The following is a 24,095-nucleotide window of genomic DNA, read 5'->3' on the forward strand; positions in this document are numbered from 1 at the left end:
GCGTCACTTGGTCCAGGAGGCCTGGAGCTTCAGCAGGTCCGTCAGATCGGTGTAGCCGACCACGGCCGGGGTGTTCCCGAGGGTGGTGATGATGGTGCAGCCCTTGACCTCGGTGCCCTTGGCCACGCCCTGGAACTTCGCACTGGTGCACTTGGGCAGCGGGGTCGCGGCGGTCATGGCGTTGACGCCCTTCTTGCCGTTGGTGTCGAAGAGCACGAACTTCGAGTCCGGGGCGGTGAAGGAGAGGCTGGCGTCCCCGAGGTTCTTGATGGTGTAGCTGACGTACATCGGGGTGCGGCCTTCCAGGCCGACGAGGTTGATCTTGGCGGCGGTGAAGTCCTGCAGCGAACCGACCTCGACACCGGTGACGGTGATCTCCAGCTTGGTGGCGACCTTGGAGGTCTTGTCGGCGAAGTCCACGGTGGCGGGCTGGCCGATCTTCACGCTGCTCGCGGCCGCCGGGATCGCACCGGCACCGGCCCCGCCGGCCGCGGTACCGGCCGTACCGGCCCCGCCGGCCGTCGCGGCGCCGCCCGTCGCGGCGCCGCCGGTCGCCGCACCCGACGGGGCCGCGGTCGAACCGCCGGCCGCGCCCCCCGCGGCCGCGCCTCCGGCGGTGGCCCCCGGAGCCGCGCCGCTCTGGGCCGGGGCAGCGCCGGTGGCGCCGCCGGTACCGGCCGGAGTGTCCGCGTTGTCCGGTCCGCAGGCCGCGAGCGACAGGGCGGTGGCCGCCGCGAGCGCGGCGACGGTCAGCTTGGTGGTGTACGAACGCATGGTGCGCATTTCTCCTGGGCGCACGGCCGCGACCGTTGCCGGCCTTTGCCCAGTGCGGCGCCGCCCGTCGTGAACAGGAAGGGTCGATGACGACATGGGTCCAGCGGGCAAGAAGCCGTCCCCCGATCTGGCTTGTGGTCAGGGACCATACCAGGCCCCCGGATCGGCGGCCGGGCTGTGGCGAGCCCGTGACCTGCCCGGGTCCGGACGGTGAAACACCCCATGGGTGACCTGCGCCGATCGCGTAGATTTCGGGGGTGACGGCCGGGCCCGGGCCCAGCCGCACCACACCGGAAGGGCGTACAGCGAGATGAGTGAGGACTCTCTGCGGGAGGAGGTGCTGACCGCGCGGCGGATCGTCGTCAAGGTCGGCTCCTCCTCCCTGACCACGGCGACCGGCGGCCTGGACGCCGACCGCGTCGACGCCCTGGTGGACGCGCTCGCCAAGCTGCGCGGCCGCCCCGAGGCGCCGGAGGTCGTGCTCGTCTCCTCCGGCGCCATCGCCGCCGGGCTCGCCCCGCTCGGCCTGGACCGGCGGCCCAAGGACCTGGCCCGCCAGCAGGCCGCCGCCAGCGTCGGCCAGGGCCTGCTGGTCGCCCGCTACACCGCCTCCTTCGCCCGGTACGGCATCCGGGTCGGCCAGGTGCTGCTCACCGCCGAGGACGCCAGCCGGCGCGCCCACTACCGCAACGCCTACCGCACCCTGGACCAGCTGCTGGCGATGGGCGCGATGCCGATCGTCAACGAGAACGACACCGTCGCCACCGCCGAAATCAAGTTCGGCGACAACGACCGGCTCGCCGCGCTCGTCGCCCACCTGGTCCGGGCCGACCTGCTGGTGCTGCTCTCCGACGTGGACGGCCTGTACGACGGCGACCCGTCCCGCCCCGGCAGCAGCCGGATCGCCGAGGTGCGCGGCCCGCGGGACCTCGACGGCATCGAGATCGGCAGCGCCGGCAAGGCCGGGGTCGGCACCGGCGGCATGGTCACCAAGGTCGAGGCGGCCCGGATCGCCACCGGCGCGGGCATCCCGGTGGTGCTCACCGCCGCCAGCCAGGCCGCCGACGCGCTGGCCGGCCGGCCCACCGGCACCCTCTTCCTGCGCACCGGCAGCCGCACCTCCGACCGGATGCTCTGGCTGGCCCACGCGAGCAGCCCGCGCGGGTCGCTGCACCTGGACGAGGGCGCCGTCCGGGCCGTCGTCTCCGGCGGCGCCTCGCTGCTGCCGGCCGGGGTCACCAGGGTCGACGGGGAGTTCGCCGCGGGTGATCCGGTGGACCTTCTTGCCGAAAACGGCCACATCGTGGCTCGCGGACTGGTCAACTTTGATGCGAGGGAGTTGCCCCGCCTGCTCGGCCGGTCCACCCGCGACCTGGCCCAGGAGTTCGGCGCCGCGTACGAGCGCGAGGTCGTCCACCGCGACGACCTGGTCGTTCTGCGCGACTGACCGGCCCGGCGGGCCGGCACCGGCCGATCGGCGCAGCGCGGACGGCGGGCCGCTCCGTACCGGGAGCGGCCCGGCCACGGGCGAGGAGGGGCGTAGCCGTCCCGGTCGGCCGAGGCCGACGGGGCCGGTGGGGACGACAGGACATCGCCGAACAGGAGGCCGCCGGTGGAACGCAGGCGCGAGGCAGCGCTGACCGCAGGGACGGCGGGCCGGCGGCTGACCAGCATCGACGGCGGACGCGGGGACGGCCCCGCCGAGCCGGCCGGTCCGCCGTCGCAGAGGCCCGGCGGGGTGCGCAGACTGCGGCCCGAACGCGACCGTGCGGCCCAGCCGCCGACCGTGCCCGAGCAGGCCCGGCTGTGGCACGTGGTGCTGAGCGTGGCCGGGCAGGTCACCCCGCTGCCCTCGCTGCGCGCTTCGCTGGAGCAGCTGGCGCACGACCACTCGTTCTTCCTGACCGCCCGTTACGCGGCCGACCACGCCGAGATCCGCTACTGGGAGCAGGCCCGGGACCTCCACGACGCGGCGGCCATCGCGCTGCGGCTGTGGGGCGAACACAAGGTCACCGCGAAGCTGCCGCCCTGGGAGATCGTCGGGCTGGAGGTGGTCGACCGGGCGACGTACCACAAACGGGTGGCGGAGGGCTTCGGTGATCCGCCGCCGCACCTGGGCGGGGTGCACCCGTACTGAGCCGCGCCGCCCGGTCGGGGCGGGGGTCGTCGGGCTGCGGGCCGTCGGGGCGGGGGCCGTCGGGGCGGCGTCTCATCGGGCGAAATGCCGCCCGGGCGGGGCCGGTGCAGTCGCTACCCTTGGCGGCATGACCAGCGATCTCGCCACCGCCGACAGTCCCGTCCTCGCCGTAGCGCGCCGAGCCCGGGAAGCCGCCGCCGCGCTCGCCCCGCTGCCGCGCGCCGCGAAGGACGCCGCGCTGCTGGCGATCGCGGACGCGCTGGTGGCCCGCAGCGCCGAGATCGTCGCGGCCAACGCCGAGGACGTGGAGCGGGCCCGGGCGGCCGGCACGGCCGAGTCGGTGGTCGACCGGCTGACCCTGACCGACGAACGGATCGCCGCGATCGCCTCCGACGTGCGCGACGTGGCCGGCCTGCCCGACCCGGTCGGCGAGGTGGTGCGCGGCTACACCCTGCCCAACGGCCTGGACGTGCGGCAGGTCCGGGTGCCGCTCGGCGTGGTCGGCATCATCTACGAGGCCCGCCCGAACGTCACCGCGGATGCCGCCGCGCTCTGCCTCAAGTCCGGCAACGCGGTGCTGCTGCGCGGCTCCGCCTCCGCCTACCGCTCCAACACCGCGCTGGTCGCCGTGGTGCGCGACGCCGTCGTCGCGGCCGGGCTGCCCGCCGACGCGGTCCAGCTGGTGCCGGGGGAGAGCCGGGACTCGGTGCAGGAGCTGATGCGCGCCCGCGGCTACGTGGACGTGCTGATCCCGCGCGGCGGCGCCTCGCTGATCCGCACCGTGGTCGAGGGCTCGACCGTCCCGGTGATCGAGACCGGCACCGGCAACTGCCACGTCTACGTGGACGCCGAGACCGACCTGGCGATGGCCGTCGGCATCCTGCTGAACTCCAAGGCGCAGCGGGTCAGCGTCTGCAACGCGGCCGAGACGCTGCTGGTCCACCAGGACGTCGCGGAGGCCTTCCTGCCGCTCGCGCTGGCGGCGCTCGCCGAGGCCGGGGTGACCGTGCACGGCGACGAGGCGGTGCGGAAGGCCGCCGAGGGCGGCCCGGCCACCGTGGTGCCGGCCACCGACGAGGACTGGGGCGCCGAGTACCTCTCGCTGGACCTCGCCGCCGCCGTGGTGCCCTCGCTGGACGCCGCCGTCGCGCACATCCGCCGCTGGTCCTCCGGCCACACCGAGGCGATCGTCACCACCTCGCAGGCCGCCGCCCGCCGCTTCACCCGGCTGGTGGACTCCACCACGGTGGCCGTCAACGCCTCCACCCGCTTCACCGACGGCGGCGAATTCGGCTTCGGCGCCGAGATCGGCATCTCCACCCAGAAGCTGCACGCCCGCGGCCCGATGGGCCTGCCCGAGCTGACCAGCACCAAGTACATCGTCACTGGTGACGGGCACGTCCGCGGCGAGAGCACGCAGACCGTCGGCGGCGCCGCGGACGACCGCTGAACGGCGCGTGAGGGGCGTCCGTCACACGTGCGACGGACCAACTGCCGGGAGCCACAGACAAATCGCCCGACCGGTAATACGCTGAATCCGTGGCTGAGGATGTGGGGGGCTTCCCGTACCCCGACGGCGCCGACCACGGTGGTGCGGACGACGAGTTCGCCACCGTGGTCCTCGATGAGGCCTTCGTCCGGTCCGCCGCCGTGCACGAGCCGACCGCCAAGGAGCGGCAACTCGCCGCCGCCGAGGCCCGGTTCGAGCCGGACACCGCGGGTCCGGGCTGGGGCCGTGACGTCCCGGCAGGGGACGGGTTGCCGCTGGAGCTGCGCCCGTACCCGAGCGGGCTCGACGCGGACCACCTCTACCCCGACCCGTGGTCGGGGCCGGACCGGGCGGGCGACCGCAGGGTCCGGCGGCGGTGGCGACGCGGCTACGACCCGGTGCGCGCCCGCGGGCGGTACGTCGCCCAGCAGCGCTGGCACCGGCCGGTGGCCTGGGTGCTCGCCGTGATCATGGGCGTGGGCCTGGTGGCGGTCGCGGTCGCGGCGGTCTACCAGGGCGTGGGCGGCTCCGCGGGCACACCCAGACGCCCCGAGTCCGGCAGCAGCAGCGCCGGGGTCGGCCCGGGGCAGGCCCCGGCGGAACCCCCGTTGGTGGTCACGGCGCCGACCGGATAGCCCGGGCGGCGCGGTCGGCGGGTCGGCGCGGTCGGCCCGGGCGCGGGCGCACGCCCCGGGGCGGTGGTCACGGAGCGTTCCCGGGAATGTACGCCCGGACCCTCGTGGCGACGCTGGTGTCCGCCTACCCTGGTGGTGTGGGTGACCCGCGAGAGCCTCCTGAGGGTGCGCCCGAGGGCGGCTCCGGCAACGAGGACGAATTCCGGTCCGTCGTCTTCGACGAATCGTTCGTCCGGGCTGCCCGGATCCGGGAACTGTCCGCCCGGGAGCGGCTGTCGGGCTCCTTCGGCAAGGCCACCCGGCCGCGGGTGCGACTCGGCCCGCTGGGCACCGTGCCGCGCCAGGCGCTCGTGCTGCTGCTGCTCATCCTGCTGGCCTTCGGGGCCGCGGTGTACTTCGGGGTGACCTCGCCGAAAGGGACCGCGGCGCGGCCCGAGGGCAGTCAACTGACCGTCAGCCTGGTCGCGTTGGCCCCGGCCTCGGCCGTCCAGCCGGTCGCCGACGGGGCGGACCCGTTCGCGGCGCTGCCGGCCGGGTACGGGGACGGCGCGCTCGGGCTGAACACCCCGACCGGGGCCGCCACCGGGCACTTCAGCCGGGTCGAGGTGGCCAAGGCGCTCGACACCGTCCAGCGCTACCTGGTCGCCTCCTCGTTCTCCCCGGCCGTGCTGGTCCAGGGCTCCACCGCCGAGGTGCGGGACTTCGTCACGCCCGGTGAGCAGTCGGAGTTCGACGCGAGCGTGGCGCAGCCGGTGGACGACCGGCACCACGCGGTGACCGGCTGGATGGTCCGCTTCGACCCGGCGCAGGTCGCACTGGCCTCGAACACCGTGAAGGTGGCCGGTGCGATGCGGGTCGACGAGGCGGACAGCGGGACGCTGCAGATCACCACCGACCACACCTTCGTCTACGCGCTGAAGCCGGCCGGGGCCCCGGCCGGAGCGCCGGTCACCCTGGAGACCGTGCGGCGGCAGCTGACCTTCGAGTTCGACCGGGTGGACCTGGCCGCGGGCCAGCTGCGGCTGGTGGACTCGGTGGTGCAGGCCGGGCCGGAGCCCTGCGGCACCTCGACGGCGGGCTTCCTGCAGCCGGTGCTGGCCACCGCGCAGGGCACGGTGGTCGCGCCGCCGACGCCGGTCGACCCCGGCAACCACGCCCGGCCGGGCTGGCAGGTGTGCGGGGTGCTGGCGGCGGGCGGCTGAGGCGCGCCGGACCTGGCGGGGGCCGGGAACGGTACGGCGGCCGGGGCCCCGGGCGGGACACCGGCCGCCGTCGCGTTCGCGGTGGGGTCAGCTGCCGTCGCGGTCCGCGGAGCCGTTGCCCGAGGCACCGGTGCCGGACGAGCCGTTGCCCGAGGCGCCGGTGCCGGACGAGCCGTTGCCCGAGGAGCCGTTGCGGGCGCCGTTGCCGGTGAAGGTGTCGCGGAGCTTGCCGCCGACGGTCGCTGCGCCGCCGGCGACGTCCCGGAGCAGGCCCATCAGCGGGTCCTTGCTCTCCTTGACCGAGGTCGTGTAGTGCTCGGCGGCGGCCTTCCACTGGTCGGTGACCGAGGCGTCCGGGTCGTCCGAGCGGCGCGGGTAGGCGCCGGCCATGATCGAGCGGTAGTCGTCGCTCTCCGCCCACTTCTTCAGCTGGGCGACCCGGACCACCGCGAAGGGGTGGGTCTGCGGCAGCAGCTGGAGCACCTTGAGCACGCCGTCGCGCAGGTCGCCGGCCTTCTCGTACTCCTCGGCCTGCTCCAGGAAGGCGTCGACGTTCATCTCGGCCAGGTTGTGGCCGCCGGCCAGCTTCATCAGGGCCCGCATGGAGGCCTGGAGGTCCTGCCCGGCGAGCAGGCCGGCCCGGTCGCTGGACAGCTCCGCCTTGCGGAACCACTCCTTGAGCGCGGTGATGATCGCGGTGATCGCCAGGTTGCCCAGCGGCACCCAGGCGATCCGGGTGGCGATGTTGGTGAGGATCATCAGCATCGTCCGGTAGACGGCGTGGCCGGACATCGCGTGGCCGACCTCGTGGCCGATGACCGAGCGCAGCTCCTCCTCGTCCAGCAGCTCGACCAGGCCGCTGGTGATCACGATGATCGGGGTGTCGATGCCGATGCAGTACGCGTTGACCGTCGGGTCCTGGGAGACGTACAGGTCGGGGACCTGGTCCAGGTCGAGCACGTAGGCGGCGTCGCGCACCATGTCGTGGAGCTCCGGGAACTGGCGCTCGGAGGTCTTCACGGCGGTGGCCAGGAACATCAGCCGGATCGCCCGCTCGGAGACCAGGCCGGCCAGCTTCTTCAGGATGTCGTCGAAGCCGGTCAGCCTGCGCAGCGCGACCAGGGCCGAGCGGTCCGCCGGGTGCTCCCAGGCCCGGGTGGAGATCCCGGGGAAGCGCTCGCGGCGGCGGCTCGGGGTCTTCACGGTCGTGTCGGTCATGGTCTGAGTACCCTCCTGGTCGACGGCGGCCGCGGCCCGCTGGCCGGCCCCCCGCTGGTCTTCGCCTGCAACGACTGTCTGTGCAACGTGTGCGGTTGCGTACTCGTCCCCGAGGGGTCAGCGTACGCGCGGTCCGCCCGGCGGACGGCGGGGGCGGGGGCGTCACGGGGCGGGCGGGTGCCGGCCCGGCGGGCGCGTCACCGGGGCCGGTGGGCGGCGCCGGTGTGAGGCCGGTTTAACCTGAGGTTTGGACGACCGAGACCGGATCCGGCCGCGGTACCGAGCAGTTCGAGGAGCCCCCGCAGATGTCCACCGAGACGCTTGTCAGCCTGGCCGCACCCATCTCCGACGAGACCGGTCCGGGCCTGTTCCTGCGGATCATCGTGATCGCGTCCTTCGTGGGCATCGGCCTGCTGGTCTGGATCATGGCCCGCGCCTTCAAGAACAACTAGGCCGGCCGGTTGCCGGTCCTTCCCCGGCCCGTTCCCGGTTCCTTCCCCGGCCCGTTCCCGGCCCTCCCGCGGGTGCGCGCTCACGCCCGGTCAGCGGCGGTGGGCCGCCGAGCGGTTGCGGTGTAACCCCCCGTACGATGACGGGTGGGCCCTCACCGGCCCGGAACCACCCCCAGGTCCGTTCACCGAGCCGAGAAGGTCCCGCCGACCATGAGCACTGCTGCCGCACTCCCCGTTCTGAACCTGCTCGCCGAGGGCGAGGGGGGCAACCACGACAGTCTGAACCCGGCCCTGACCGGTGGCGCCGCGCTGGTCATCCTGCTGGTCCTGCTCTTCATCACCACCCGCTTCAACCGGGACCGCTGAGCCCGGTCCTGGGGCCGCTCGGGGAGCGTCCGGCCACCGGCCGGCCGCTCCCTCACGCATCTGCGGAGAACCCCCACCCGGCCGTTCCCGCACCGTAACGGGTGTCGCGTAAGGTGTGGCGGCATGGGAGAGCAGGCCGGGAATCCCGGCGGACCGGAACCGGTGAAGAAGCGCCTCGGCGTGATGGGCGGCACCTTCGACCCGATCCACCACGGCCACCTCGTCGCCGCCAGTGAGGTCGCGAGCGCGTTCCACCTGGACGAAGTGGTCTTCGTACCGACCGGACAGCCGTGGCAGAAGAGCGACCGGCACGTCACCCCGGCCGAGGACCGCTACCTGATGACGGTCATCGCCACCGCCGAGAACCCGCAGTTCTCGGTCAGCCGGATCGACATCGACCGCGACAGCCCGACGTACACCGTCGACACCCTGCGCGACCTGCACGCCCTGCACCCGGACGCCGACCTCTTCTTCATCACCGGCGCGGACGCGCTCGCCCAGATCCTGTCCTGGCGCGACTCCGACGAGCTCTTCTCGCTGGCCCACTTCATCGGCTGCACCCGCCCCGGGCACACTTTGTCGGACGCCGGGCTTCCGGTGGGCGGGGTCTCCCTGGTGGAGGTCCCGGCGCTGGCCATCTCCTCCACGGACTGCCGCAACCGGGTCGCCAAGGGCGAGCCGGTCTGGTACCTCGTCCCGGACGGCGTGGTCCGCTACATCGACAAGCGGGCGCTGTACGCGCCGCGCGGGGACTGATCCAGGAGCGGTGCATGACTGATCGCAACGACGGCCGGCGGCCGGAGGACTGGTCCACCGGGCAGTACCAGCAGCCGTACCAGGGATACCAGCAGCCGCAGGCGCAGCAGCCTCCGCAGCAGCAGCAGTTGCAACCGCAGTCGTACGAGCAGCAGCAGTACGACCAGTACGGGCAGCCGGTGTACGGGCAGGACCCGTACGGCTACCAGCAGCAGGGCTACCAGGGGTACGACGGGTACCAGCAGGGCGACCACACCGGGCAGTTCCCGCCGCAGCAGCCGCAGTCGTACGGGCAGCAGTACGAGCAGCAGCAGTACGACCAGTACGGGCAGCCGGTGTACGGGCAGGACCCGTACGGCTACCAGCAGCAGGGCTACCAGGGGTACCAGCAGCAGCCGTACCAGGCCGCCGCCCCGGCCACCGCCGAGCCGCAGGCCGAGGCCGCCGCGCCTCCCGCCGCCGTGCCCACCGCCCCCACCGCTGCCGCGGCGGCCACCGCCGCCGCCCCGCCGCGTCCGCGGGTGCCCCGGCCCGCCGCCGAGCCGGAGTCGGCGACGGCGCCGGCCAAGGCCGGGCCGCCGTCCGAGCAGGTCGCCGGGGCGCGGGCCGGGAAGGCCGGGAGCAAGGCGCCCAGGGACAGCTACCCGACGGGCGAGTTCACCTTCGTCGACGAGGAGGCGGAGGAGACCGAGGACGTCATCGACTGGCTGAAGTTCGCCGAGTCCCGCAGCGAGGTGCGCGCCGAGCGCCGCCGCAAGCTGCGCAACCGGCTGATCGGCCTCGGTGTGGTGGTGGCGCTCGTGGCCGGCGGCGTCGGCGGCTACCTCTTCCTCGCCGGCGACAAGCCGAGCGCGGCCACCGCCGCCGGCGGGCGCCAGGTCAACGTCGTCCACCTGCGCGACCTCCAGGGCAAGGTGTCCAGCGCGCTGCTGGTCAACGACGCCTCCGGGAAGAAGGGCACGGTGCTGCTGCTGCCCGACAACCTGCGGCTGCCCGGCCCGGGGGACCCGCCGGTCACCACGATCGGCCAGTCCATGGACGGCATCGGCGCCTCGGCGACCCGCGAGGGCCTGTCCACCGTGCTCGGCGCCCCGGTCGCCGGCACCTGGCGACTGGACACCCCGTACCTGGAGCTGCTGGTCTCCCAGCTCGGCGGCGTCCGGGTGGACACCAACGCCGAGACCCACGAGGGCGGCAAGCCGGACGGCAAGCTGCTGTCCGCGGCCGGGAAGAACACCATGCTCAGCGGGAAGGCGGCGGTCGCGTACGCCACCCTGCAGAACCCCGGCGAGAACCGGGACGCCCAGCTGGCCAGGTTCGGGCAGGTCATGGACGCCGTGGTGCGCACCATGCCGACCGAGTTCAAGGACGCCAAGGACGACGTGCACCGGATGAACGCGGTGCTCGACCCCTCGCTGCCCGAGGACGCCCTCGCCGGGGTGCTCGTCCAGCTCGCCCAACAGGCGAAGGACGGCCACTTCGGGACCACCGCGCTGACCGTCAAGCCGGACGGCACCCTGGACGAGGCGACGGCGGGCAAGCAGGTCAAGGACGTGCTGGGCGGCACCGTGAAGTCCGCGGCCGTCGGCGACGCCCCGGCCCGGGTCGCGCTCCAGGACGGCAGCGGCAACGACGCCGCGGCGGCCGCCGCGCAGGTCCAGATCGTCAACTCCGGCCTGACCTTCATCCCGGGCGGCGCCAAGGCCGCCCCGCAGGCCGCCAGTGAGATCCGCTACACCGACGACACCCGGCAGGGCGCGGCGAAGTCGCTGGCGACCAGCCTCGGGCTGCCGGACACGGCGGTGAAGAAGGTGACCGGCGACACCCAGAACGCGGACCTGCTGGTCGTGCTCGGCAAGGACTACCAGCCGCCGAAGAACCAGTAGGGCGGTGGCCCGGCTCCGACCCGGGTCCGGCTCAGGCTCCGACCGTCCCCGACCGGCCCTGACCGTCACCGGCCCCGGCCCGGTGACGGTCGGGGCCCGGGGCGCGTAAATCGGTTCCGGGCCCGCCCGGGCGGCGTGAGATCCTGGAAGGCGACCCCGGCCGTGCGCCGGGGCGCCCCAAGCCGCCGAGCCGGAAGAACACCGTGACCGTCACCGACCACAGCCAGCAGCTCATCACCGTCGCCGCGCAGGCGGCGGCCGACAAGCTTGCGCACAACATCATCGCCTTCGACGTCAGCGAGGTGCTGTCGATCACCGACGCCTTCCTGATCGCCTCCGCGAACAACGACCGCCAGGTCCGCTCGATCGCCGAGGAGATCGAGGACCAGCTGCGCGAGCAGCTGGACATCAAGCCGGTGCGCCGCGAGGGCGAGCGCGAGGGCCGCTGGATCCTGCTCGACTACCTGGACATCGTCGTGCACGTCCAGCACTCCGAGGAGCGCTCCTTCTACTCGCTGGACCGCCTCTGGAAGGACTGCCCCGAGCTGCCGCTTCCCGAGGACGCCGTGGCCTCCCGCAACCGCCCGGACGCGCACACCGACGAGGCCGGCAACGCCGTCGCCCCCGCCGACGACTTCGGCAAGCCCGAGGATCTGCACTGAGCCGGGGCACGCGGGGCCCGCGCATCGTCTTCTGGCGGCACGGCCAGACCTCCTGGAACCTCGAATCGCGATTCCAGGGCACCACGGACATCGAGCTGACCGGCCAGGGCGTCCTCCAGGCCCAGCGGGCGGCCCGGCTGCTCTCCGGGCTCCGTCCCGACCTGCTGATCTCCTCGGACCTCCAGCGGGCCCGGCGCACCGCCGCGGAGCTGGCCGAGGTCACCGGGCTCGACGTGCAGCACCACGAGGGCCTGCGGGAGACGTTCGCGGGCTCGTGGCAGGGCCTGACCAACGCCGAGATCCGTGAGCGCTACCCGGAGGAGTACGAGGCCTGGGCGGCCGGCGAGCCGGTGCGGCGCGGCGGTGACGGCGAGCTGGCCACCGAGGTCGCCGACCGCTCGGTGCCGGTGGTCCTGGAGGCCGTCGGCAAGCTCCCGGAGAACGGCACGCTGGTGGTGGTCAGCCACGGCGGGACGATCCGCACCATGCTCGGGCGGCTGCTCGACCTGGAGTCGGCCCAGTGGGAGCGGTTCGGCGGGCTGTCCAACTGCTGCTGGTCGGTGCTCGGCCACGGGGCGCGCGGCTGGCGCCTGCTGGAGCACAACGCGGGCACGCTCCCGCAGCCGGTGATCGGCGACGACACCTGACCGTTGCCGTACCGGCTCGGGCGGCAGCGGGTGCCGGGGGCCCTCAGGGGCCCTCGGCCGGGGTGCGGCGAGGGCGCGGAGGGCAGGCTCGGCGGGGGTCCGGAGGGGTGCTCGGCGGGGGTCCGGGAGGGCGGATTTCGCAGTTCCGGCCCTGACCAGCTAGAGTCTTCCTCGTTCGCAGGGAAGGAACGCGGCCCGGAAGGGAAGCGGGAGATCCGGTGAGTGCGGGGCTATAGCTCAGTTGGTAGAGCGCTTGCATGGCATGCAAGAGGTCTGGGGTTCAATTCCCCATAGCTCCACTCCGCATCGGCGGTCGTGGTCAGCCAGGGTCGCCCGTGTCGCGGGGCTATAGCTCAGTTGGTAGAGCGCTTGCATGGCATGCAAGAGGTCTGGGGTTCAATTCCCCATAGCTCCACAGGAGTTCGGAAGGCCGTCACCCAAGGGGTGCCGGCCTTCCGGCGTTTCGGGCGCTCGGTGTTCCCGCCTCGGCGGTCCGGCCTTCCGCTGGCGGCTGTCGATCCCTGGGGGGCGGTGACGGTGGTGGGGCGTGCACTGGTTGCCGCGCGCCCGGGGCGGGAGGCGTGCGCCCGGGGCGCGGGGGCAGGGCGTCGGGGCGCGGGAGGTGGGGCGCCCGGGGCGCGTGGTGCGGGCCTCGGGGAACGGATTTCAGGAGCACGCCCCGGACCGTGTAAAGTAGTCGATGTCGCCGAGGGAAACGGCCGGAAACAACCGGGAACCACGGTGACATCGCAGGTCAAGGGGCTATAGCTCAGTTGGTAGAGCGCTTGCATGGCATGCAAGAGGTCTGGGGTTCAATTCCCCATAGCTCCACAGCAGTCGAGAGCCGCCTCCCGGAATCGGGAGGCGGCTCTTCGCCGTTCTGCCCCCGCCACCGGTCGCAGAGCCCCGAATCCCGCTACCGTCGTGCCATGGCCGATCTGGAGCGAAGGCGGAACGAGGAACTGGCCCGGATACTCCACCAGCTCGGCTGGAGTCCGGAACGGCTCGCCCGTGAGGTGAGCCTCGCCCTGCCGCCGGGCCTCGCCATCAGCTCCACCGCCCCGTACAAGTGGCGCGACCGCGGCATGGTGCCGCGCAGCCCGCACGACCAGGCGGTCTGTGAGGTACTCAGCCGCACCCTCGGCATCGCCGTCACCTACGAGCAGCTCTGGGGACGGATGGGCGGCCACCGCGGCGCCAAGATCCTCTCGCCCCGGCTGCTCACCGACCCGTGGACCGCCGACACCGCCCAGACCGCGCTGCGCGAGGCCGCCACCGACGCCGGACCGGTCCGCCTCACCGACCTGTTCCGCAGCGCCGACCTCGACCAGGCCGCCGCCCGCCTCGACTCCCCGCCACCACCCGTCGGCGGCGGGGAGGGCGCACTGCGCGTCGAACCCGGGCTGGCCGGCGAGCTCGGACTGTCCTACCGCAGCAAGCAGAAGCTCGAACGGGCCTGCGGCGGCGGACTCGTCCTCGGCCCCGTCCGTGCCGAACTCGCCATGCTGGCCAAGCTGTTGGAACTCGGCGCGTACGACGAACGGCTCGGCCGCGAGCTCTACGGCACGGCCAGCAGACTCGCCCGGCTGGCCGGCTGGGCCGCGTACGACCTCGGCCACGACGCGGCCGCCCAGCGCGCCTTCGTCGCCGCGCTGCGCGCCGCCCACGTCAGCGGCGACCCCCGGCTCGGGGTCCCGGTGCTCGGCGCGCTGGTCGTGCTCGCCACCCAGGGCACCGGCGGGCGCGGGCTGGACGCCGTCTCCGCGCTCGCGACCGCCCTGGACACCCACGGCGCCGCGCTCGGTCCCACCGCCCGGGCCCGTCAGTACGGCCGGCTCGCCCGCGCGTACGGCCGCCGGGGCGAGGCCGAGCAGGCCGAGGCCGCCGCCGCCCGGGCCTTCGCCGAACTGGACGGCCTGCCCGGCGCCGAGGAGGCCCGGGCCGCCCTCGCCGGGATGGTGGGGGAGGGGCGGCTGGCGCTCGGCCAGCACCGGCTGGCCAAGGTACTGCTCGCCGAGGCCGTGGCCGGGCTCGGGCCGGGGCGGGCCCGCTCCAAGGCGCTGCTGATGGTGAGCCTCGCCGAGGCCCACCGCAGGCTCGGCGACCAGCGGGAGGCGGCCCGCACGGCTTCGCTGGCGCGCTCGGCCGCGGCGGGGATGCAGTCCGAGCGGCTGGCGAAGGCGCTGCGGGACTTCGACGCGGCGGGGCGGGCGGTGGCGCGGTAGGGCGGGGCCGTGTTGCCGGGGCCCGCAGGGGCCCGCGCGCCCTCCGTGCGGGCCCCTGCGGGCCTCCGTACCGGCCCTTGCAGGCGTCCGTACGGCCCGTGGGCCTGCGTGCGGCCGCCCCAGCGGTGTACCCCGCAGCCCGTCGAGCGGCTTGCGGTACCCTGAGCCCATGCGAACCGTGCGCCTGCTCCTTAGCCGGCCGCGCTGACCAGGACCGGCTGCGCCCTCGGGCGGTGCCGGAGTCGGCGTGGCGTCCCCTCCTGCGAGGGGATTTTTTGTTTTCCGCCCCCGACCCCGTCCCGGGCCGGGTTTCGGGCCGGCCGCCTGTGCGGTTCGCCAACTGACATCGATGGAGCTTGAAGGACCATGAGCGAGACGACCCCTGCGTCCGGCGCGGCCGAGACCGCGACCGAGCCGTTCCGGTACAGCGCCGCGCTGGCGGCGGAGATCGAGTCCCGCTGGCAGGACATCTGGGAGAAGGAGGGCACGTTCCACGCCCCCAACCCCACCGGTGCGCTGGCCGACCCGGCGGCCGGCGACGTCGCCGCGAAGCCGCACAGCTTCATCATGGACATGTTCCCGTACCCCTCGGGCGCGGGCCTGCACGTCGGCCACCCGCTGGGCTACATCGCCACCGACGTCTTCGCCCGCTACCAGCGGATGACCGGCCACAACGTGCTGCACACGCTGGGCTACGACGCCTTCGGCCTGCCCGCCGAGCAGTACGCGGTGCAGACCGGCACTCACCCGCGGGTCTCCACCGAGGCCAACATCGCGAACATGCGCCGGCAGCTGCGCCGGCTGGGCCTGGGCCACGACCCGCGCCGCTCGATCTCCACGATCGACCCGGAGTACTACCGCTGGACCCAGTGGATCTTCCTGCAGATCTTCAACTCCTGGTACGACGAGGACGCCCGCAAGGCCCGCCCGATCACCGAGCTGGTCGCCGACTTCGAGTCCGGCGCGCGTGAGGTCCCGGGTGGCCGCGCCTGGGCCGAGCTGTCCGGCGCCGAGCGCGACGAGGTGCTGGGCGAGTACCGGCTGGCCTACGCCAAGGAGGTGCCGGTCAACTGGTGCCCCGGCCTGGGCACCGTGCTGGCCAACGAGGAGGTCACCGCGGACGGCCGCTCCGAGCGCGGCAACTTCCCGGTGTTCAAGTCCAACCTGCGCCAGTGGATGATGCGCATCACCGCGTACTCGGACCGGCTGATCGAGGACCTGGACCTGCTGGACTGGCCCGAGGCCATCAAGCTGCAGCAGCGCAACTGGATCGGGCGCTCCGAGGGCGCCCGGGTCGACTTCTCCGTCGACGGCGGGAAGATCACCGTCTTCACCACCCGGCCCGACACCCTGTTCGGCGCCACCTACATGGTGCTGGCCCCCGAGCACGACCTGGTCGACTCCGTCGTCCCCGCCGCCTGGCCCGAGGGCGTGCCCGCCGAGTGGACCGGCGGCGCCGCGACCCCCGCCGAGGCCGTCGCCGCCTACCGCGCCACGGCCGCCGCCAAGTCGGACGTCGAGCGACAGGTCGAGGCCAAGGTCAAGACCGGTGTCTTCACCGGCGCCTACGCCGTCAACCCGGTCAGCGGCGAGTCCGTGCCGGTCTTCATCGCCGACTACGTGCTGATGGGCTACGGCACCGGCGCCATCATGGCCGTCCCCGCCCACGACCACCGCGACTTCGCGTTCGCCCGCGCCTTCGCGCTGCCGATGCGCTGCGTCGTCGAACCGACGGACGGGCGCGGCTCCGACCCGGCCGAGTGGGACGACGCGTTCGACACCTACGACTCCGTCATCGTCAACTCGGCCCGCTCCGAAGGCGATCTGTCGCTGTCCCTGGACGGGCTGAGCGTCGTCGAGGCCAAGGCCCACGTCACCGCCTGGCTGGCCGAGCGCGGTATCGGCGAGGGCACCGTCAACTACCGCCTGCGCGACTGGCTGTTCAGCCGCCAGCGGTACTGGGGCGAGCCCTTCCCGATCGTCTACGACGAGGACGGCGTCATGCACGCGCTGCCCGAGTCGATGCTGCCGGTCGAGGTCCCCGAGGTCGACGACTACTCGCCGCGCACCTACGACGCGTACGACGCCTCCTCCTCGCCGGAGACCCCGCTGTCGCGCAACGAGGCCTGGGTCAACGTCGAACTGGACCTGGGCGACGGCGTCAGGAAGTACCGCCGCGAGACCAACACCATGCCCAACTGGGCCGGTTCCTGCTGGTACGAGCTGCGCTACGTCGACCCGTCGAACTCCGCGGCGGTCGTCGACCCGGCCAACGAGCGGTACTGGCTGGGCCCGACGGAGACCAAGCCGGCCGGTGGCGCCGACCTGTACGTCGGCGGCGCCGAGCACGCCGTGCTGCACCTGCTGTACGCGCGCTTCTGGCACAAGGTGCTGCACGACCTGGGCCACGTCTCGTCCGTCGAGCCGTTCCACAAGCTGTTCAACCAGGGCATGATCACCGCCGACGTCTACCGCGACGAGCGCGGCTTCCCGGTGCCCGCCGCCGAGGTCGAGGAGCGCGACGGCCAGTACTTCTGGCAGGGCGAGCCGGTCAAGCGCGAGGCCGGGAAGATGGGCAAGTCCCTGAAGAACGCCGTCGCGCCGGACGACATCGCCGACGAGTACGGCGCCGACACCCTGCGCCTGTACGAGATGTCGATGGGCCCGCTGGACGTCTCCCGCCCCTGGGACACCCGCGCCGTCGTCGGCTCGTACCGCTTCCTGCAGCGCCTGTGGCGCAACGTCGTCTCGGAGACCACCGGCGAGCTGGTCGTCACCGAGGAGGAGGCGGACGAGGCGACGCTGCGCGCCCTGCACAAGGCGATCGACGGCATCCGCGGCGACATGTCCGGGCTGCGCTTCAACACGGCCGTCGCCAAGGCCATCGAGCTGAACAACTACCTGGTCAAGCGCGGTTCCACGCCGCGGACGGTGGCCGAGCAGCTGGTGCTGATGGTCGCGCCGCTGGCCCCGCACATCGCGGAGGAGCTGTGGCGCCGCCTGGGCCACGGCGACTCGCTGGCGCACACCGACTACCCGGTCGCCGACCCGGCGTACGTGGTCGACGAGACGGTGACCTGCGTGGTCCAGATCAAGGGCAAGGTCAAGGCGCGGCTGGAGGTCTCGCCGGGCATCTCGGACGCCGAGCTGGAGGCGCTGGCGCTGGCGGAGCCGGTGGTCGTCGCGGCGATCGGCGGGGCCGAGGTGCGGAAGGTGATCGCGCGGGCGCCGAAGCTGGTGAACATCGTCACCGGCTGAGTGCGGTCGTTGCCGCGGGGCTCTCGCGGGGGTTCCCGTGGGAGCTCCCCGCAGGGGTCGTGCGGGGGCTGCCGCGGGGGCTCCTGAGGGGGGCTCTTGCGGGAGTCCTGCGGAGTTCTCGCCGGGCTTGATCGGGCGGGTGTCCTTCGGGGTGCCCGCCCGTCCGGCGTTTCACGGGGGCGTTCCACGGGGGCGTGAGGGGTGCTCGCGGGGGCGTTCGCCGTGGTCGGGGCCCTCGGGGAGATCCCGGATCTGACCCTGATCTCCGTCCGCGGGGGCCGCTCGGGCTGCCCTCGGGCGGCTTCCGGAGGCTACCGTGGAACCCTCGGCGATGCGGCCCGCGTTGGGCCCGGTGGGGGCCGGAACGACGGCGGAAGGTGGCGCGCGATGGACGTGTTCGGCGTGATGATCGGCCTGGTCCTGCTCATCGGGGTCGCGGTGATGGCGCTGGCCGTGGTCGGCACCGTCAAGGCCGCCAAGGCCGTCGGCGCGAAGATCGAGAAGCACGAGGCCAACGCCCGTCGGGCCGTGCAGACCGCCACCCTCAAGGCGAAGAAGTACACCACGGTCGGCCCGGCCGCGCAGATCGCCTCCGTCCGGCTCGGCCTGCGGACCTCGCTCGACGGCACCCGGCAGGTGCTGGAGAGCGGCCTCGCACAGGACGGCCAGCTCGGCGAGTCGCTGGCCCTGCTGAAGCGGCTCGACGAGCACGCCGACGAGCTCGACGGCGAGCTGCGGATGCTGGAGCGCGAGCCCGACACCGCGCGGATCGCCGTCAAGCTGCCCCAACTGCGCGAGCGGGCCGAGCGGATCACGCACTCGGCGGAGACCATGCGCTGGGCGGCGCAGGACCGGATGCACCGGTTCGCGGAGGACGAGCTGCGCCGGCTGAGCCAGGAGTGCGAGAGCGAGGCGGGGGCGCTGCGGCACTGGGTCGCGGGGGGCGGTTCCTCCGGGGGCGCTTCGGGTGGCTCGGGTGCTGGGCGTACTTCGGGGGCTGCGCGCTCTTCGGGGGCCGCGGGTGCGGCGGGCACGGCAGGGTCCGCGGGGGGTGCGGCTCGGGCCGGTCTGACCGACGGAAAGGGGCGCCCGAGCGCGGAGGAGCTGCTCGGGCTCGCCGATCCGCTGGCCAAGCTGGCGCAGCGGCTGCGCAAGCCCTCGGCCGGGCCTTCGACGGGGCCCTCGGCGGGCTGAGCCGGCGGCGCGCCGCGAGGCCTTCGACCGACGTTCGACCGACGTTCGACCGAGGCCTTCGACCGAGGCTTTCGACCGAGGCTTTCGACTTTCGACCGGTGCCCGGGCCCGGCATCGCCGTCCCGGACCAGGCGCTGTCCTCCCGGACCGGCGGGGAGTAACCTCCGGCTCATGCCCTCCGACCTCGCGCTTGTCACCGATTCCACGGCCTATCTGCCGCAGGAGGCCCTCGACCGGCACGGGATCACGGTGGTCCCGCTGAGCGTCGCTGTCGGTGACTCCGTCCTGAGCGAGGGCGTCGAGATCTCCCCGAAGGACGTCGCCGAGGCGCTGCGCGGCAAGCAGCGGGTGACCACCTCCCGGCCGAACCCGGAGACCTTCGCCGCCACCTACCGGGCCGCCGCCGAGGCCGGGGCGAAGGGGATCGTCTCGGTGCACATCTCCGGCGAGCTGTCCGGCACCGTCGAGGCCGCCCGGCTGGCCGCCGCCGAGGCGCCCGTACCGGTGCGGGTGGTGGACAGCCGACTGGTCGGGATGGCGCTCGGGTACGGGGTGCTGTCGGCGGCCGAGGCCATCGCGGCCGGACAAGGCCTGGCGGAGGCGGCCGAGGCGGCCGTACGGCGGGCGGCCGGGACCAGCGGGTTCTTCTACGTCGACACCCTGGAACACCTGCGCCGGGGCGGTCGGATCGGGGCGGCGCGGGCGCTGCTCGGCTCGGCCCTGGCGGTCAAGCCGCTGCTGCATCTGGACGGCGGGCGGATCGAACCGCTGGAGAAGGTGCGGACGGCGTCGCGGGCGATCGCGCGGCTGGAGGAGATCGCGGTCGAGCGGTCGGGGGAGCGGGAGGTCGACATCACCGTGCACCACCTGGCGGCGGAGGACCGGGCCGAACCGCTCGCGGAACGGCTGCGTGCCCGGGTGCCGGGGCTGCGGGAGCTGTACGTGGGCGAGGTGGGGGCGGTGATCGGCGCGCACGTCGGGCCGGGGCTGCTGGCGGTGGTGGTCGCGCCGCGTTGAGGCGGGCGGTGCTGGTGGTGGGGGTCTGTCAGTGGGGCCCGTTGGCCGCTCAGTCAACTTCGAACGGTCCTGTCCACTCTTGTGAGTGACGCTTTTTGTCCACAACCCCCGGGTTGTCCACAGGGTTTCGTCAATTTCCGCGCGCTCGTCCGAGGACTCCTACCGTCCTCGGCATGACGACCATGAGCCTGGGCGCGGCGAAGCGCCACGCGATCAACGAGACGGTGCGGCTGCGGATGGCCGCGCTGCTGCCAGTGGAGGACGAACCGGAGGGCAGCTCGGCCGGCGGTTCGCCCGGGGCGGCCTCGCCGCCGACGGGGGCGCGGGCTGCGGCCGCCACCGGGCCGCCGCCGTCGATGTCACCGTCGATGTCGCCATCGATGTCGCCATCGGCGGTGCCGTTGGCGTCAGCGGTACCGGCCGAAATGCCGGTTTCGTCGGATGGGGGCGACCTGCCGGACCCGGGCGAAGCCGTGCAGCCAGCGGAGGCCGGGGCACATCCGCGGCCCCGTTCGTTCCCCTCGTTCGCCTCCGCGCTGGCGCTCGACCGGCGTGCGGTGGCCGGGCTGGCCATCCTGCTGCTGTTCGCGGTCGGCTACGCCGTGCAGCACTTCTGGCTGGCCCGCCCGCAGGCGATCGCGGTGCCCGCGCTGGCGGCGGTCGCGGCACCGGCGGGGTCCGATTCGTCAATCCCCGCCGGTGCCTCCGCCGCCGATTCCAGGGCCGGGCCCGCGCCCGGAGCCTCGGCCGTCCCCGGTGCCGGGGCGGCGGCCGTCGTTGTGGACGTCGGCGGGCGGGTCCACCTCCCCGGCCTCCACACCCTGCCCGGCGGCTCCCGGGTGGCCGACGCGCTGCGGGCGGCAGGCGGTCCACTGCCGGACACGGACACCCGAAGCCTCAACCTGGCCCGTGTCCTGACGGACGGCGAGCAGATCCTGGTCGGAGAACAGCAGCCCGCTCCCGCCCCGGCCGCCGTGAGCGGCAGCGGACCTCCTGGGCCCGCCGCGCCCCGACCATCCGTCAGCCTCAACCGCGCCACGCTCGAACAGCTCGACTCCCTGCCCGGCGTCGGCCCCACTCTCGCCCAGCGCATCCTCGCCTACCGCACCTCGCACGGTTCCTTCCGCTCCCTCGACCAACTCCGGCAGGTCAGCGGCATCGGCGCCCGCACGTACGCGGAACTCCGCCCGCTGCTGACCCTCTGACGCTTCCACTGCTGTCGCCCCCCGCACGCTTCCCCAGCCCGTTCCCCCAGCCATCGAAGGGAGGTACCGCCGTGTCCGTCGCCACCATGCCGGTCGGTCCGGCCGCCGCGCCCCGCTCTCCGGGAGCCGACTTCCGGCTGCTGCTGCCCGCCGTCTCGGCCTGGGCGGTCACGGCGGCGCTCCTACGGCTGGAACCGGGGTACGAGTCCCTCGTCCTCACCGCGGCCGGAGCTGCCGCGCTCGCGGCCGTCCTGCTGCTCACCCGGCCGGGGGCCCTGCGCCGGCGCGGGGCCGCGGCGACGCTGGCCGCCGTCCTGCTCACGGGTGCGGCGGCCGCGATCGCCACCCCGCTGCACACCGCCGACCTTCACCGGGGGCCACTACCGGCGCTCGCCCGCGCGTCCACGGCCGCCGGACCACGAGCACCGGGCGCGTCCGCCCCGGTGGTGGACGTGGAGCTGACCGTCGCCGGGGATCCGAAGATCCACACCTCCCGGGGCGGCACCGTCGGGGGGCAGAGGCTCCTCACCGTGGACGCGATGGCCGACCGCGTCACCCTCCTCCCGGACGGGCGGAGCACCCGCACGCGTACACCGGTGACCGTCATGGTCCGAGGGGCGGAGAGCGAGCCCTGGCAGCGACTGCTCCCGTCCCAGCGGCTGGCCACGGAGGCCGAGGTACGGCCGGCGGGGGAGGGCCATGACAGCGAGTCCGCCGCACTGCTGGTCGTCCACGGTCCGCCCCGGCAGCTGGCCCCGCCGAGCCTGCCGCAGCGGATCGCCGGCCGACTGCGCGAAGGCCTGCGCGTGGCCACCGACGGGCTTCCCGCGGACGCGCGCGGACTCCTCCCGGGGCTGGTCGTCGGGGACACCTCTCGGCTGCCCGACGACCTCGACGACGCCTTCCGGGCCACCGACCTGGTCCACCTGGTCGCGGTCAGCGGGGCCAACCTGGCGATCGTCCTGGGTGCGCTGCTGGGCGCGCCCGGGCGGGCCGGAACCCCGGAGCGGCGCGGGCTGGCCGCGGTGCTGGGGCTGTCGCTGCGCACCGGTGCGCTGCTGGGCACCGCGCTGACGCTGGCCTTCGTCACCGTCTGCCGTCCTGAGCCCAGCGTGCTGCGGGCAGCCGGGACGGGGCTGATCGGCATGCTGGCCCTGGCCACCGGCCGTCCTCGCAAGGCGGTGCCCGCGCTCGCCGGAGCGGTCCTGGTGCTGGTCCTGCTGGACCCGTTCCTGGCACGCTCGTTCGGCTTCCTGCTCTCGGTGCTCGCCACTGCCGGGCTGCTCGTCCTCGGACCGCACTGGGCCGAGGCCCTGCGGGCCCGGCGCTGGCCGCACCACCTGGCGGGCGCGCTCGCGGCAGCGGCGGCCGCCCAGGCGCTGTGCGCTCCGGTGACGGTGGTGCTGTCCGGGCACATCAGCCTGGTCGGCATCCCCTGCAACCTGCTGGCCGAGTTGGCGGTGGCCCCGGCGACACTGCTCGGCTTCGGGGTGCTCGCCCTGCAACCGCTCTTTCCGGCCCTGGCCCGTCTGCTCGCGGAACCGGCCGGGGTGCCGGCCGGCTGGCTCGCCCTGGTGGCGCGCCGCGGCGCCGAGGTGCCGGGCGGCCAACTGGCCTGGCCGGGAGGGTGGTTCGGAACGGCGACGGTCGCGCTGGCCGTCCTGGCGGCCTGCTGGGCGGCGCCGCTCCTGCTGCCCCGGCGGTCGGAGCCGGGAAGCCCCGCGCCCAAGCGGCGGCGCTGGGCGCGGGTCCTGGTGACGGGGGCACTGACGGTGGTCCTGCTGGCCGTGCTGCTGCGCCCGCCACAACTCTCCCGGATTGCCACCGGCTGGCCGCCGCCGGGGTGGCGACTGGTGGTGTGCGACGTCGGGCAGGGGGACATGTTGGCCCTGTCGACCGGGGTGCCGGACAGCGCGGTGGTGATCGACGCCGGGCCGGATCCGAACGCCGCGGACAGGTGCCTGCGCGACCTCGGCATCACGACGGTGCCCTTACTGCTGCTGACGCACTTCCATGCCGACCACGTCGAGGGCGTGCCGGGGGTGTTGCGGGGCCGCAGGGTCGGCGCGGTCGAGGGCACCACGCTGGACGACCCACCGGGCGAGGCGGCCCGGGTGGCGGGTTGGGTCGCAGGTGCCGGTCTCCGATTGCTCAGAGCCAGTCGGGGTGAACGACGCTCGGCCGGCCGCGAGTTGGCCTGGGAGGTGGTGTGGCCCGTCCCCGACGTGGCTGTCGAAGCGCCGGGCCCGAACAACGCAAGCGTCGCATTGATGGTGTCACTGACAGGAGGGCTACGGATGGCACTGCTCGGAGATCTCGAACCGCAGGCCCAGTCGGCGCTGTTGGGTCGGGTGGGGAGAGTGGACGTCATGAAGGTGGCGCATCACGGATCGGCCCACCAGGACTGGGACTTGGCGGGTGCCCTGCGGCCCCGGCTGGCCCTGGTCTCCTGCGGCGAGGGCAACCCGTACGGCCACCCGTCCCCGAGGACGGTCGACCACCTGCGCGCACTCGGCGCCACCGTGCTGCGGACCGACCGGGAGGGGGACATCGCGGTGACGGGCGACTCCCCGGCCACCCTCGGCGCCGCCGTCCACCCCCAGCCCACCCACGCGGCCCGCCACCCGCGCAACCACGGCGGGCCCGGCGGGAACGGCGGGCGCGCCCGTGAAGCCCACACCCCCGAAGCCCATGCCCTCACCCCCGCCCACCCTGGGCAGACTCCGGCCGCCCCCCGAGCCCCGCCCCAGTGACCCCCGCGCTCTCCTCCTCCCACCAACCAGGTGGGGCAGGGAATGGGGTAGGGGGTTGTGGGAGGAGTGGAGAGGAGCGGGAGCGGGGCCAGCAGAAACGTTCCGGGGGGGGGCGGGGGGGGCGCCGCCCCCCCCGCCCCCGCCCCCCCCCCCCCCCCCCCAAAGCCCCCCCCCCCCCCCACCAACACCTCCGGCCGGGCCCCCCCCCCCAAACCCGAC

19 protein-coding genes and 3 tRNA genes are annotated in these 24,095 nt (G+C 74.1%); 20 read left to right on the forward strand and 2 right to left on the reverse strand.

Features of this window, described 5'->3' with window-relative positions:
* Window positions 1-3: 3 nt before the first annotated feature.
* Window positions 4-783: a hypothetical protein gene (locus ACGF0D_RS33115; protein WP_392922588.1), complete on the reverse strand. Its 780-nt coding sequence runs from the start codon at window positions 781-783 to the stop codon at window positions 4-6.
* A 301-nt stretch (window positions 784-1,084) separates the two neighbouring features.
* Between ACGF0D_RS33115 and proB the strand changes: the two genes are divergently transcribed.
* The 5 genes from proB (at window position 1,085) to ACGF0D_RS33140 (ending at window position 6,237) form a co-directional block, all read left to right on the forward strand.
* Window positions 1,085-2,221, forward strand: a complete 1,137-nt coding sequence (proB, locus tag ACGF0D_RS33120) for a glutamate 5-kinase (protein WP_392869916.1) — start codon at window positions 1,085-1,087, stop codon at window positions 2,219-2,221.
* 165 nt (window positions 2,222-2,386) lie between these two features.
* The gene (locus tag ACGF0D_RS33125; RefSeq protein WP_392869914.1) at window positions 2,387-2,911 is read left to right on the forward strand and encodes a hypothetical protein; all 525 of its coding nucleotides are present in this window, start codon (window positions 2,387-2,389) and stop codon (window positions 2,909-2,911) included.
* 127 nt (window positions 2,912-3,038) lie between these two features.
* Window positions 3,039-4,361, forward strand: coding sequence for a glutamate-5-semialdehyde dehydrogenase (locus ACGF0D_RS33130; protein WP_392869912.1), 1,323 nt, complete (start codon window positions 3,039-3,041; stop codon window positions 4,359-4,361).
* 89 nt (window positions 4,362-4,450) lie between these two features.
* Window positions 4,451-5,035: a hypothetical protein gene (locus ACGF0D_RS33135; protein ID WP_392869910.1), complete on the forward strand. Its 585-nt coding sequence runs from the start codon at window positions 4,451-4,453 to the stop codon at window positions 5,033-5,035.
* A gap of 137 nt (window positions 5,036-5,172) precedes the next feature.
* Entirely contained in the window at window positions 5,173-6,237 is a 1,065-nt protein-coding gene (locus ACGF0D_RS33140; RefSeq protein ID WP_392869908.1) for a hypothetical protein, read from the forward strand.
* 87 nt (window positions 6,238-6,324) lie between these two features.
* Here the strand turns inward: ACGF0D_RS33140 and ACGF0D_RS33145 are convergent, their stop codons facing one another.
* Complete coding sequence (locus ACGF0D_RS33145; protein WP_392922591.1) at window positions 6,325-7,455, reverse strand: M48 family metallopeptidase; 1,131 nt, start codon at window positions 7,453-7,455, stop codon at window positions 6,325-6,327.
* Between the two features lie 305 nt (window positions 7,456-7,760).
* On the opposite strand from ACGF0D_RS33145, the gene ACGF0D_RS33150 reads away from it, so the two are divergent.
* From ACGF0D_RS33150 to ACGF0D_RS33220, 15 genes are all read left to right on the forward strand, one after another.
* Window positions 7,761-7,907: a hypothetical protein gene (locus ACGF0D_RS33150; protein WP_392869904.1), complete on the forward strand. Its 147-nt coding sequence runs from the start codon at window positions 7,761-7,763 to the stop codon at window positions 7,905-7,907.
* A 210-nt stretch (window positions 7,908-8,117) separates the two neighbouring features.
* Entirely contained in the window at window positions 8,118-8,273 is a 156-nt protein-coding gene (locus tag ACGF0D_RS33155) for a hypothetical protein (protein ID WP_181970583.1), read from the forward strand.
* 123 nt (window positions 8,274-8,396) lie between these two features.
* Window positions 8,397-9,029, forward strand: coding sequence for a nicotinate-nucleotide adenylyltransferase (nadD, locus tag ACGF0D_RS33160; RefSeq protein WP_392869903.1), 633 nt, complete (start codon window positions 8,397-8,399; stop codon window positions 9,027-9,029).
* A gap of 14 nt (window positions 9,030-9,043) precedes the next feature.
* Window positions 9,044-10,915, forward strand: coding sequence for an LCP family protein (locus tag ACGF0D_RS33165; protein WP_392922594.1), 1,872 nt, complete (start codon window positions 9,044-9,046; stop codon window positions 10,913-10,915).
* Between the two features lie 203 nt (window positions 10,916-11,118).
* Window positions 11,119-11,577, forward strand: a complete 459-nt coding sequence (gene rsfS / locus ACGF0D_RS33170; RefSeq protein WP_359910971.1) for a ribosome silencing factor — start codon at window positions 11,119-11,121, stop codon at window positions 11,575-11,577.
* A complete protein-coding gene (locus ACGF0D_RS33175; protein WP_392870127.1) occupies window positions 11,574-12,224 on the forward strand; it encodes a histidine phosphatase family protein in 651 nt (216 codons plus the stop codon). The genes rsfS and ACGF0D_RS33175 overlap by 4 nt, the downstream gene beginning before the upstream one ends.
* Before the next feature lie 226 nt (window positions 12,225-12,450).
* Window positions 12,451-12,523 (forward strand) — tRNA-Ala (locus tag ACGF0D_RS33180).
* Window positions 12,524-12,566: 43 nt separating this feature from the next.
* Window positions 12,567-12,639: transfer RNA gene (locus ACGF0D_RS33185), tRNA-Ala, on the forward strand.
* A 343-nt stretch (window positions 12,640-12,982) separates the two neighbouring features.
* Window positions 12,983-13,055, forward strand: a tRNA-Ala gene (locus tag ACGF0D_RS33190).
* A gap of 98 nt (window positions 13,056-13,153) precedes the next feature.
* A complete protein-coding gene (locus ACGF0D_RS33195; protein ID WP_392869899.1) occupies window positions 13,154-14,449 on the forward strand; it encodes a hypothetical protein in 1,296 nt (431 codons plus the stop codon).
* A gap of 366 nt (window positions 14,450-14,815) precedes the next feature.
* A complete protein-coding gene (leuS, locus tag ACGF0D_RS33200) occupies window positions 14,816-17,707 on the forward strand; it encodes a leucine--tRNA ligase (RefSeq protein ID WP_392922597.1) in 2,892 nt (963 codons plus the stop codon).
* Between the two features lie 387 nt (window positions 17,708-18,094).
* The gene (locus ACGF0D_RS33205) at window positions 18,095-18,901 is read left to right on the forward strand and encodes a hypothetical protein (RefSeq protein ID WP_392869895.1); all 807 of its coding nucleotides are present in this window, start codon (window positions 18,095-18,097) and stop codon (window positions 18,899-18,901) included.
* Between the two features lie 171 nt (window positions 18,902-19,072).
* On the forward strand, window positions 19,073-19,918 hold the full coding sequence (locus ACGF0D_RS33210) for a DegV family protein (RefSeq protein WP_392922600.1): 846 nt from the start codon (window positions 19,073-19,075) through the stop codon (window positions 19,916-19,918).
* A 173-nt stretch (window positions 19,919-20,091) separates the two neighbouring features.
* Complete coding sequence (locus ACGF0D_RS33215; RefSeq protein ID WP_392922603.1) at window positions 20,092-21,123, forward strand: helix-hairpin-helix domain-containing protein; 1,032 nt, start codon at window positions 20,092-20,094, stop codon at window positions 21,121-21,123.
* Window positions 21,124-21,194: 71 nt separating this feature from the next.
* Window positions 21,195-23,876, forward strand: a complete 2,682-nt coding sequence (locus tag ACGF0D_RS33220) for a ComEC/Rec2 family competence protein (RefSeq protein WP_392922606.1) — start codon at window positions 21,195-21,197, stop codon at window positions 23,874-23,876.
* The last annotated feature ends 219 nt before the right edge of the window (window positions 23,877-24,095 follow it).

Source organism: Kitasatospora sp. NPDC048298 (assembly GCF_043201465.1).
Taxonomy (GTDB): Bacteria; Actinomycetota; Actinomycetes; order Streptomycetales; family Streptomycetaceae; genus Kitasatospora.

Coding starts and splice junctions, on each gene's coding strand:
- ACGF0D_RS33115 (WP_392922588.1), bottom strand. CDS start 783: ATGCGCACCATGCGTTCGTACACCACCAAGCTGACCGTCGCCGCGCTC.
- proB (WP_392869916.1), top strand. CDS start 1,085: ATGAGTGAGGACTCTCTGCGGGAGGAGGTGCTGACCGCGCGGCGGATC.
- ACGF0D_RS33130 (WP_392869912.1), top strand. CDS start 3,039: ATGACCAGCGATCTCGCCACCGCCGACAGTCCCGTCCTCGCCGTAGCG.
- ACGF0D_RS33145 (WP_392922591.1), bottom strand. CDS start 7,455: ATGACCGACACGACCGTGAAGACCCCGAGCCGCCGCCGCGAGCGCTTC.
- ACGF0D_RS33150 (WP_392869904.1), top strand. CDS start 7,761: ATGTCCACCGAGACGCTTGTCAGCCTGGCCGCACCCATCTCCGACGAG.
- ACGF0D_RS33155 (WP_181970583.1), top strand. CDS start 8,118: ATGAGCACTGCTGCCGCACTCCCCGTTCTGAACCTGCTCGCCGAGGGC.
- nadD (WP_392869903.1), top strand. CDS start 8,397: ATGGGAGAGCAGGCCGGGAATCCCGGCGGACCGGAACCGGTGAAGAAG.
- ACGF0D_RS33165 (WP_392922594.1), top strand. CDS start 9,044: ATGACTGATCGCAACGACGGCCGGCGGCCGGAGGACTGGTCCACCGGG.
- ACGF0D_RS33195 (WP_392869899.1), top strand. CDS start 13,154: ATGGCCGATCTGGAGCGAAGGCGGAACGAGGAACTGGCCCGGATACTC.
- leuS (WP_392922597.1), top strand. CDS start 14,816: ATGAGCGAGACGACCCCTGCGTCCGGCGCGGCCGAGACCGCGACCGAG.
- ACGF0D_RS33205 (WP_392869895.1), top strand. CDS start 18,095: ATGGACGTGTTCGGCGTGATGATCGGCCTGGTCCTGCTCATCGGGGTC.
- ACGF0D_RS33210 (WP_392922600.1), top strand. CDS start 19,073: ATGCCCTCCGACCTCGCGCTTGTCACCGATTCCACGGCCTATCTGCCG.
- ACGF0D_RS33215 (WP_392922603.1), top strand. CDS start 20,092: ATGACGACCATGAGCCTGGGCGCGGCGAAGCGCCACGCGATCAACGAG.